Source organism: uncultured Campylobacter sp. (genome assembly GCF_938045625.1).
Taxonomy (GTDB): domain Bacteria; phylum Campylobacterota; class Campylobacteria; order Campylobacterales; family Campylobacteraceae; genus Campylobacter_A.
The window spans coordinates 92,293-101,753 of record NZ_CALIAV010000023.1; the positions used below are offsets into that span (position 1 = coordinate 92,293).

Annotated in this window: 7 protein-coding genes and 1 pseudogene; 5 read left to right on the forward strand and 3 right to left on the reverse strand. The window is 42.1% G+C overall.

The window, feature by feature from the left end; all coding sequences use genetic code 11:
• The first annotated feature begins 110 nt into the window (after window positions 1–110).
• From Q0386_RS02380 to Q0386_RS02400, 5 genes are all read left to right on the forward strand, one after another.
• On the forward strand, window positions 111–422 hold the full coding sequence (locus tag Q0386_RS02380) for a 4Fe-4S dicluster domain-containing protein (RefSeq protein ID WP_299026546.1): 312 nt from the start codon (window positions 111–113) through the stop codon (window positions 420–422).
• Complete coding sequence (locus tag Q0386_RS02385; protein WP_299026549.1) at window positions 419–1,579, forward strand: 2-oxoglutarate synthase subunit alpha; 1,161 nt, start codon at window positions 419–421, stop codon at window positions 1,577–1,579. The genes Q0386_RS02380 and Q0386_RS02385 overlap by 4 nt, the downstream gene beginning before the upstream one ends.
• Window positions 1,569–2,414: a 2-oxoglutarate ferredoxin oxidoreductase subunit beta gene (locus tag Q0386_RS02390; RefSeq protein ID WP_299026552.1), complete on the forward strand. Its 846-nt coding sequence runs from the start codon at window positions 1,569–1,571 to the stop codon at window positions 2,412–2,414. Before Q0386_RS02385 ends, Q0386_RS02390 begins: the two co-directional genes overlap by 11 nt.
• Window positions 2,411–2,971 carry a 2-oxoacid:acceptor oxidoreductase family protein gene (locus tag Q0386_RS02395; protein WP_299026555.1) on the forward strand — a complete coding sequence of 187 codons (561 nt, stop codon included), beginning with the start codon at window positions 2,411–2,413 and terminating at the stop codon, window positions 2,969–2,971. Before Q0386_RS02390 ends, Q0386_RS02395 begins: the two co-directional genes overlap by 4 nt.
• Window positions 2,972–3,053: 82 nt before the next feature.
• Window positions 3,054–3,533 carry a flavodoxin domain-containing protein gene (locus Q0386_RS02400; RefSeq protein ID WP_299026558.1) on the forward strand — a complete coding sequence of 160 codons (480 nt, stop codon included), beginning with the start codon at window positions 3,054–3,056 and terminating at the stop codon, window positions 3,531–3,533.
• Window positions 3,534–3,728: 195 nt separating this feature from the next.
• On the opposite strand, the gene Q0386_RS02405 is transcribed toward Q0386_RS02400, so the two are convergent.
• The 3 genes and pseudogenes from Q0386_RS02405 to Q0386_RS02415 all read right to left on the reverse strand — a co-directional run.
• Complete coding sequence (locus tag Q0386_RS02405) at window positions 3,729–6,704, reverse strand: hypothetical protein (protein WP_299026561.1); 2,976 nt, start codon at window positions 6,702–6,704, stop codon at window positions 3,729–3,731.
• On the reverse strand, window positions 6,691–7,260 hold the full coding sequence (locus tag Q0386_RS02410) for a DUF4214 domain-containing protein (protein WP_299026563.1): 570 nt from the start codon (window positions 7,258–7,260) through the stop codon (window positions 6,691–6,693). The genes Q0386_RS02405 and Q0386_RS02410 overlap by 14 nt, the downstream gene beginning before the upstream one ends.
• A 40-nt stretch (window positions 7,261–7,300) precedes the next feature.
• Window positions 7,301–9,461 (reverse strand): annotated as a pseudogene (locus Q0386_RS02415) (autotransporter adhesin); the annotation flags it as partial.

Consider the following 9,461-nt stretch of genomic DNA (forward strand, 5'->3'; position numbering starts at 1 on the left):
TTTTCATACAAAAAATCTCCAAATTTTATTTTACTATCCGATTTAAATACCAAATTTAACTTAAATGCTATAAAATTATCGTTATGAGTTAAATTTTGATAAGGAAAAATATGCTGATAAAAACTGACGTTCCCGTTTGGGTCGATATCTCGCGCTGTAAGGCGTGCGATATCTGCGTGAGCTGCTGTCCTGCGGGTGTACTGGCGATGGCCGTCGAGCCGCGCGCTGTGCTAGGTAAAACGATCGAAGTGGTGCATCCGGGGGCCTGTATCGGGTGCAAAGAGTGCGAGCTGCACTGTCCCGATTTTGCTATTTACGTGGCGGAGAAGGGATTTAAATTCGCCAAACTAACCGCCGAAAGTAAAGAGCGCGCGACCGCCGTAAGAGAGAATAAATTTGAAAAATTAGAGGCTGGGCAATGAGCGAATTTTTAAATAGTAACGGCGGCAAAAGAGAGATCATTGCTAGCGGCAACGAGTTAGTCGCGCTTGCGGCGGTTGAGTGCGGGTGTAACTTTTTCGGCGGTTATCCGATAACGCCAAGTAGCGAGATCGCACACGAACTAAGCGTGCTGCTGCCAAAGCACGGCGGCAAATTTATCCAGATGGAGGACGAGATCGCGGGCATCTCGGTAGCCCTTGGAGCCTCGATGAGCGGTGCAAAGGCGATGACTGCAAGCTCGGGCCCCGGCATCTCGCTAAAGGCCGAGCAGATCGGGCTTGGCTTTATCGCGGAGGTGCCGCTGGTGATCGTAAACGTCATGCGCGGCGGCCCTAGTACGGGGCTACCTACCCGCGTGGCGCAGGGCGATCTCCTGCAGGCGAAAAACCCGACCCACGGCGACGTAAACAGCATCGTTATCGCGCCCTCAAGCCTAGAGGAGTGCTATACGCAGACCGTTCGCGCGTTTAATCTCGCCGAAAGATTCATGACGCCCGTGTTTTTGCTACTGGATGAGACGATCGGACACATGCACGCAAAGGCCGTGCTGCCGCAGGTTAGCGAGCTGGAAATTTACTCGCGCAAGCAGTTTGGCGGCGATCCTGCAGACTACCGCCCGTACAGGGCCGCGGCGGACGAGCCTGCCGTGCTAAATAAATTTTTCGGCGGTTACCGCTATCACGTTACGGGCCTACATCACGGCGAGACGGGATTTCCGACCGAGGACGGCGCTGTCGTGGACTACAACATCAAGCGCCTTTTTAACAAAATTAACGCACACGCGAACGAGTTTGAGCTCTGGGAGGAGTTTATGCTGGATGACGCGGATATTTGCATTATCGCTTTTGGCTCCGTAGCCCGCTCGGCAAAAGAAGCGGTGCTAAATTTACGCGAAAAAGGCGTGAAAGTAGGGCTTTTTAAGCCTATCACGCTATTTCCGACGCCAAGTGCGAAACTATGCGAGATCTCGGCTAAATTTAACAAAATTTTGATCTGCGAGCTAAATTTGGGCCAGTATACGGGAGAGATAATCAAAGCTACGCTAAGAGACGACTTTAAGACGCTACTAAAAGCCAACGGCCGCCCGATCAGCCCGCAAGAAATCGCGCAGAAAATAGGAGAATTTGATGGCATTTAACTACGACGACTACCTACGCACGGACAAAATGCCGACTCTGTGGTGCTGGGGCTGCGGCGACGGCGTGATACTAAAGGCGCTAATCCGCGCAATCGACAAGCTCGGCTGGGACATGAACGACGTGTGCGTGGTATCTGGCATCGGCTGCTCGGGGCGCTTTAGCTCATATATCAACTGCAACACCGTCCACACGACGCACGGTCGCGCGATCGCCTATGCCACGGGTATCAAGCTAGCAAACCCCGATAAACACGTCATCGTGGTAACCGGCGACGGCGACGGGCTAGCAATAGGAGGCAATCACACGATCCACGGATGCCGCAGAAATATAAATTTAAACCACGTTTTGATAAATAACTTTATCTACGGCTTAACAAACTCCCAAACCAGTCCGACCACGCCGACTGGCTTTTGGACGGTGACGGCGCAGTACGGCAACGTCGATCCAAATTTCGACGCGTGCAAGCTCGCAACCGCCGCAGGAGCGACATTTGTAGCTCGCAGTAGCGTGATAGAGCCCGCAAAGCTGGAAAAGATATTTGCCGAGGGATTCGAGCACGACGGATACAGCTTTTTTGACGTATTTTCAAACTGCCACATAAATCTGGGTCGCAAAAACAAAATGGGCCAAGCTACGCAGATGCTCGAGTGGATCGACGATCGCACGGTGAGCAAGGCTAAATTTGATGCAATGAGCGAGGATGAGCGCGAGGGTAAATTTCCACTCGGAGTGCTGCACAAAGACGAGTCGCGCATGGAGTATGCGAAGGCCTACGACATGGTGATAAAGGCCGCCAGAGACGGGGAGAAAATAGACTTTGGAGCGCTAAAATGAAAAGGCAGTTGAGATTCGTCGGAGTGGGCGGTCAGGGCGTGATTTTAGCGGGCGAGATCTTAGCCGCGGCTAAAATCGAGGAGGGCGGATACGGCGTCAAAGCCTCGACCTATACCTCACAGGTGCGCGGCGGACCGACAAAGGTCGATATCATCTTAAGCGAGCGAGAGATATTTTATCCGTACGCAAACGAGGGCGAGATCGAGTTTATGCTCGCTACCGCGCAGGTTAGCTTTGAGCAGTTTAAAGACGGCGTAAAAAATGGCGGCATCATCGTCGTGGAGCCAAATTTGGTTCGCGCTAGCGACGAGGATAAAAAACGGTGGAAAATCTACGAAATACCGATCATCTCCATCGCCAAAGACGAGGTCGGCAACGTAATAACTCAAAGCGTCGTCGCGCTCGCAGTCGCCGTGCAGATGAGCGGTTGCCTGGATACCGAGCTAGTTAAACGCGTGATGCTCTCAAAAGTACCTAAAAAAGTCTACGCCGAGAACGAAAAAGCCTACGAGCTTGGACTTAAATACGCCAAAATTTGCATAGTAAACGACAAATAAAAGCGTGATTTGAAATAAGATAAATTAAGTATCATTTCGTTATAATTCAGGTATTAATTTATTTGATTTTAAGGAGAACGAAATGAGCGTTGGTATTTTTTACACGACGACAAAGGGGTACACAAAGAGCGCGTGCGAGTATCTAGCGGGCAAAATAGGAGCGCAGCTAATAGACGTAAAGAGCGCAGGGGCGGAGGATTTTGCTAAATTTGACGTTATCATCGTAGCGGCGCCTAGCTACGGCGACGGCGAGTTACAGTCTGACTGGACGGAGAAACTTCCGCTTTTAAAAGCCGGCAGTAAAGGCAAAAAAGCCGCCATCGTAGCCATCGGCAATCAAGCCAACCACCCGCAAACGCTTTTTAGCGGCGCGGTGGATTTTCTGCCTTATCTAAAAGATGCGCAAATTTTCGGCGCTAGCGACGTGGACGGATATAAATTTAACCACTCATCGTTTTTATTAAACGGCAAATTTATCGGCCTAGCACTTGACGTTAAAGGCGATGAAAACTACGCAAAACGTATCGACAAATGGGTTGAGGAAAACAAGTCTAATTTTTAATTTATTCTACTTCCTGCCGCTTCGCTAGCTAAATTTGCGGAGCGGACGACCTTTTTCTGCTCACGGCATTAAATTTATTAGTTAACGGCGACGGCAAAATTTGGCGCTTGCGACAATGACTCAAATTTGATGGTAAATTAGCAAAAAAAGCAAGATGTAAAAAGGGGCCAAATTTAGCCCCTTTTAGTTTTAAGTTTAGCTTAACGTCGTGTATCCGCCGTCTACGTCGCTAAATCCTGCGCCGTAAGCTACGCCGGAGATTTTGACTAGAGTGTCGCTACCTTCTTGATAGCCTTCCACACCGTCCGTATTTAGCGCTAGATATGCATTAAATTTATCCGCTCCTACGTTTTCTAGGAAATAAGCGCCTTCGCCGTTTTTTAAATTTGCGAGCTTTTCCGTCAAATTTGACGAATCCGTGCCGTCTGCGGCCTTTGAAATTTTTGCGATATTGTCAGGCAGTTTGATTTTTTCTTTCTCGGATATTTTCATCATACCCGTGCCTGATTCTATCGATATTTCTTTTTGATCCGGATTTTGGGCGAGCGTTTCTTTGAGATCAAATTCCTCTTTGCTCAAAAACGATCCATTATTTCCCTGGGCTTTTGAGATGAGAGTTGTTTTATCAGAGTTTATATTTTCATAGATTTTAAACGTCGTTTGCGTATCTCCGATATGGGCTACGGCTTTTTTATCTAGCGCTTTGTCTGTTATAGTCGCAGTTCCTTCAAAGCCTTTGGTTACGTTATCTAGCGGGGCGATATTCCACGGCGTAGACAAATCCGTAACGAGAGGTGATTTTGATGTGAGTAACGAAGCGTCACTATCTGGGCTAACGTCAAATTTGATAGTTTTGTTAGCGTATTGTGAGCTAGTAGATAGGGCTGATTTTATCTGCTCGTTTTCGTATGTAACGTCTATGGTTCTATCGTTTTTACTGTAAGTAGAGTCTTGCAATACCTGCTTTATTAGCTTGTTTGATGCGTCGTAGGTTTTTGTGACGGTTTGGATAACCCTGCCGCCTTCATTATTGCTTAGGGCTTTTACGATCTCGGCGTTTGGAGTGGATTTGTCTATCTCGTAAACCTTTGCTCTAGTTTGCCAACCGGTCGTATTTAGCACTTTTTCGTTTTTATCGAAAAATACTCCTTGGGCAAATTTAAACCCGCTATTTTCGTCTTGAGCTCTCTCAAAAACTATTTGGTACGTCTTGTTTGCTACCGTATCTTCGTATTCCCAGATTTTAGATTTTCCATCTACTACATCTTTAGCTGCCGCATCTTTAAAACTAGACGGAGTCGGAACGGTAAAATCGGAGTTTAGTTTATTATAGATCGAGGTTGCACCGTCTTTTAACTCCGTAAATTTGCTTCTATATTCGACGTTTTTTACCTCTATCAGCGTATCGCTACCATCTTGATAGCCCTCTACGCCGTCGGTATTTAGCACCATATAGGCGTTAAATTTATCTTCTCCTACGTTTTGCAAGAAGTACTGTGCCTTGCCGACTCCGAGCGTAGATAGTTTTTCCTCGATATTTTCTAGATTTACGTCCTCTTGCGCTCTTGCTAGCTCGGTGATGTTTGATGGAAGCATGATTTTATCTTGAGCGTTGTCTAGTACGGCCATTTTTGAGCCGTTTGATAGATTGTTCGTATCGGCGTTGATGCTTATTTTTTTCAAATTTGCATTTTCTTGTAGGGTCTGGGCTATATCGAAAGTATCGACTCCGTAGCTGCTATTGACTGTATATGCAGCCTTTGACACTAGCGTTACGTCGTCTGAGAATCGTCCGTCGTACGCTCGGTAGACCACTTCGTCTTTTCCGATATCGGCGGTCCATTTCGTATCTAGCGCGCTATCTGTTACCGTGACTTTACCTTTGTAGTTGAAATTCGGCGCAAGAGGGCTTAGATGTTCGGGCGAGCTTGCGTTTAGATACAACTTGCCTTTGAAGTCTAGATTTTCGCTATCTTTACTGATCTCAAAGTTTATATCGGTATTTGCGTATTTTGGATCTGTTTTGCTAGCATAGCTTAGCTTGCCGTCCTCGTAGGTTAGAGTGAGCTTTTGTCCGTCGCTTCTTTCTAGTATTTTTTCTTCCAGTACGCCTTTTTCGTCAAATTTATCTCTAGTGACGTCTCCTATTTTTGAGACGCTAGGCGTGTATTCTTCGGTTACTTTGTAGCCGCCTTTTTCATAAATTTTATAAGCTGAGATCTTGTAGTCCTTGATCATATTTTCGCCGTTATAAAATTTGCCGTCAGGCATATCTACTTTTATATCGGAGTTTTCTGGCTGAGCGTCTCTTTTGCCAAATTCTATCCTATACGTTACGCCCGTCGTGTCATTTGAGTATTCCCAGGTAAAGGCCTTGCCGTCTTTTACGTCGATCGGTTTCATGGCTGCTTTGCCGGTTTGCTCGTTGACCTCATACACTCCGTTATCTTTGTCGTCCCTAGATAATACGTCTTTTACAGCATCGTATTGTGTTTTTATGAAATTTATCTTTGCATTATCCGTACTATCTAGGGTTTTGATAGCGTCTACGTGAGATTTTATATACTCAAAATGCTTAACGATATTTGCCGAAGTATCTTTTATTACAAATTTATCGCCATTTGCTTTTTTGTCTTTTAGCGCTATAAAGGTAGCGATATCTAACATAAAATCTTTACTATCGTCTATAAAAAATTTCTCTACCGAACTGCTTTTTATCAAATTTAGATGATCGCTCGTTACGTTATGTAGCCAAATTTTACCTTCGGAAATTTTGTTTAGTAGCGCCGTAGTAGCCTTGCTGGCGTCTAGCGTAAAGCTACCGCTAAATTTGATAGATAGGACGTATTTTAAATTTGAGACGATTTTATCTATATTGTTTTGTATATTTCCGGCTTCGTCTTCTATGATAAACGATGTGTTTTCGTCGGTAATACTTGCAGCTTTTTCCAAAAACGCCTTAACGTCGGTTTTTTCGATGATGGGATCAGGGTCGGGTTTTGGTTCCGGTTTGGGATCTGGTTTTGGCTCCGGAGTAGGGATGTAATCTTTATCGTAGTTTGGAAATTGACTTTTTATCTCGCTTTCGCTTTTTCCGGTTACTTGCGATATTACGGATATTTTATCGTTTTTGCTTAGCGATTCGTCTAGTTTTGAGTTATCTAGCGTCAAATTTGATTTGTTTTTTATGATGACGTTTTTTATATCCTGAGCGGAAGATGTCGCCGTTATAGCGTCGTTTATTTTTAAACAAAGAATTTAAAGCGATTTTTATATCGCCGCCCGGTATGTCTTGTACGCTATCGGCTACGACGTTTGAGGCGATGATTTTGTTTATCAGCGTTTTATGCGCGTCTCTAGTGGCGGCATCCGAGCTTTGCGCGTGGACCGGGTTTAGCGCCGCTTTTAAGATCTCGCTTACGACTTGACCTCTGTCATTTGTATTATTTAGCATATTTACCCAGCCTGCTTTTCCGCCGACGTCGGTATTTTCATCCTTGTTTAACAATGTTGCATAAATATGCTTGATGAAATTTTCGTTGCTCTCCAGGCTTTTGCCAAAAAACTCCTTCGACGCCGTCGTATCCAGCATCAAATTTGCAATGTTAGATAAACTTGAATTTTTAGCATTTGCCGATTTTAGCCAGGCTTCATTACCTGCACCTTCGCTAGATCTGCCAAATAGGGCAACATAAAGTCCTGAAATTTGTGACTTGGTTAAAGACATTTTCACACCTTTAAATTTTATTTTTTAAATATACGTGTGGAATATTTAAAATTTTATTATTAGCTAGCACTTTTGTATCTTGTCCATTTACTGCATAGATACCAACATTTTTTGTAGCACCACTATCAGATGTTATTTGTCCACCTTTATTTTCTATTTTTTCTGCATTTATTAAGTACATTCCTGTTGAAACATCTCCTAAACTTATATTAGAATTTGAAGTTGTTTCTATTTCTAATTTATTTGGATCTGGACTAGCAGGAGCTCCATCATATTTTCTTGTATCTTTATCATAGAAACCATAAATTCCTATTGAATTTTTTCCAACCTTAATAGTTCCATCATTTTGACCTCTAGCAGAATTTATAAACATTGCTGTTGACTTTTCAGCAGCTGAAAAATCAATAGTTCCATGATTTACTGCTTCAAAATTTCCTTCTACCCAAGTCATAGTAGGGTTTTTAATTCCTTCTGCCATAAGTCCAATATTTTCTTTAGCTGCAATACTTCCATCATTCACAGAAGTAACTATTTTTCCAGTAGCAATAGAAGTTTCACCATCAATAACATGAGCTAAAACCATTTTAGGTTTTAAATTCTTATTTGCATTAATATAGACTCCTCCTTCTTCAGAACGAACTTCTTCTGCTGAGTTTCCATTGTTATTGAAAGTCCAGTTATCTATATTAACTGTTGAACCTTTTTTAGCATAGACTCCTACTCCTTGAATATTTGAGCCTATTAATTCTATTGTTGCATTTCCACCATCAAATGTTGTTCCTTCAGAAGCAATAGCCACAACTCCTTTTGTTCCCTTTAATTTAATAGTATTAGTACCTAAAGTAACTTTTCCTCCTGTTGCTCCAACCTTTTTAGTTATAAATATTCCTGTTCCAGCTGTTGTACCATCACCAATTTCCATATTTCCAGTATAATGAATATTGCTGTCTTTATCAGCAAATATTCCTACTCCACTTTTTCCAGCTGTGATAGGAGTTGTTATATTATAAGGAGTTCCAGCTGTTCCTTGTGCATCTGCATAAACACCTATTGCATATTTAGCTTTATCACTTGGATTAGATTTTGGTACTGTATTTCCAACTGTAATTCCCTTTGTATAAGATTGAATATCTGTTTCTCCCTTTAGTAATAATCCTATTATTCCATCTCCAGTTCCTTGAGCTGTGTAATCTAATTTTGAAGTAGTATTATCTATTGTAGCCTTATCTCCTGTTACTCCTTGTAAATATACTCCAACTCCATATCCTGTAATTTTTCCAATATCAGCTCCAGCTAAGGCACTATCTTTACCATTTACATAATAAGCAACTCTATTTTGATTTGCTGTTCCTAAATTAATTTTAGCTCCAGCTGTATCAGCAACTTTTCCTCCTTCTGAAATATATACAGCTGAAGAACCATTAGAATCAGTTGAATCTTTTAAAGTAATTGTTCCAACTTTTGAAATAGTAGCTTTAGGTGCATAAATTCCTGCTGATTCCTTAGAATTAATATTAATATCTCCTGTATTTTCTAAATCTACATCAGTTATATTTGAAGCATCATTTTTTGCATACATCCCTACTGATTTTTTTGTATTTATATTAATATCTTTTTCATTTTTTACATTAGCATTTTTTCCAGCTTCTGCTTGTGCAAACATACCTATTAATGATTCATGCAATGTTGAGCCATCAGCTTTACCTAAATTAATAGTCCCAGCATTTTTAGCACTATCAGTAGTCCCATTATTTTTTGCAAATATTCCAACTGTTTCTTTGTCCTCTAAAGATATTACTCCTGTTGTTTTGTTTTCTCCTATACCAGTTTCAGAAACAAATATACCTACTCCCTTTTCTGCTAAAATATCAATATTTTTATTATTTTCAGCCTTTCCATGATTTTGAGCAAGCATTCCCAAAGATTTTATTCCTGTTGATGTAGCAACAATCCCTGCATTATTAATAGCAGTAGATATATTACCACTTGCATCTTTTCCATCTGCCAACATTCCTATTCCATCTTCTTCCTTTAAATTTATAGTACCAGAACTTGTGTTATTTTCAATATTAGAACCTTCTTTTGCTAATATCCCTACTGATGATTTACTATTTACATTAATATTTTTTTCATTAATTCCTGTTGTTCTTTTATTAGCTAATATTCCAATATTATCTTTATTTGTTGCACTAGAATTCAAA